General features: G+C 37.1%; 2 protein-coding genes. Both read right to left on the bottom strand.

Features of this window, described 5'->3' with window-relative positions; all coding sequences use genetic code 11:
- Positions 1–206 precede the first annotated feature (206 nt).
- A complete protein-coding gene (locus J7R10_RS08160; protein WP_026501379.1) occupies positions 207–791 on the bottom strand; it encodes a hypothetical protein in 585 nt (194 codons plus the stop codon).
- A gap of 3 nt (positions 792–794) precedes the next feature.
- Positions 795–1115: a hypothetical protein gene (locus J7R10_RS08165; protein ID WP_010705373.1), complete on the bottom strand. Its 321-nt coding sequence runs from the start codon at positions 1113–1115 to the stop codon at positions 795–797.
- Between the last annotated feature and the right edge of the window lie 120 nt (positions 1116–1235).

Here is a 1235-nt window from a genome sequence, read left to right on the forward strand (position 1 = left end):
TAACCACACCCGACGAGGTCATTATACGCGTGTAGCATATAATGAGTCAAAGTCTTTAATGTACAGAAGACTGATTATTTCGGTAATCAATCCGCTTATGGTTTTAAGGTGTTTTTGAGGCACCTAATTTAACGATATATGTTTTCTGTGAATCTTGTCAAGAAAGAAAATCCTATTGTGTAGCAGATAGGCATAGCATAAGAACATTATTTAGTCTTCTTGTTAGCAGCGTATTCTTGACGTTCAAGTTGTCTCTGTATATTGGCAATTAATCTCTCATTGGCATATTGTGTAATAGTATTTGCAATTTCTGGCTTGGACATTACTCCAGCAATTGAGGGTCCCTCTTGTTTTGCAATGGGGAATTGATCTCCATCTGCTCTTTGAAAGACATTACCATTCAGCTTTTTTAATTCAACACGCTTTGGAAAACTCCCACCTTTGATAAAAGCATGAGGTAAGATTTCTTTCTTTCCAAACATTTTGTAAGTTACACCGCGTTTTGTTTCTTGTGCTTGAAAAAATTTAAGAGGTATCGGTGTTCCAGAACCAATGATATTTGTCTCGAGAAGTTTTGCTGTAGCTTTTTCTTTAATATAAACGCCTCGCTTGATACGCTTTGATTTGGCTGATGTAACATCGGCAATTTGTTTTTCTGCAAAGCGTTCGACTTGTTTTGCTGCGGTGTTTAGAGCATTCCGCAAAGCCCAATTAAGGTGTGGTGCTTGAAGACTTGTAAAGGTATCCTTCACCTGTTGAAGATACCATTTTTGGCGGATGATTAATTTCAACTTCTAAGCTTTTTTGGGAGTAGGTGTTGATGACTTGGAAGTTTTAGATGTTTTTGGCTGTTCTGGTGCGATTTCCTCTATCACTGGTTCAGTTGATGTTTGTACAATTTCTTTTTCTACTTGCTCAACTTGTTTAACTGGTTTTTCAAGCTTTGCTGTTGCCTTAACCTCAAGAAAAGGTTTTACAGCATTGGCACGTTTGAAACGTGCATAGACCTGATTGGAAATTTCAACAAATGGGGTCGTTTGTGTTGAAGGTTCAAAACGAATGGTGCTTTTATTGTCGCCAACGACACACATTGGTTTAGTGATGACAGCTTTCATCATAGCTCCTTTTGGGGAATTATTTAATGACATAATAAGTCAAATATTGATTTTTGTTATTTGAAAAATGGATTAGCCAAAATTTGCGAGAAAACAGGGCTTTTTAGCCACGTTTCAAGT

It is taken from the genome of Bartonella vinsonii subsp. berkhoffii ATCC 51672, assembly GCF_902825225.1.
Taxonomy (GTDB): Bacteria; Pseudomonadota; Alphaproteobacteria; order Rhizobiales; family Rhizobiaceae; genus Bartonella; species Bartonella berkhoffii.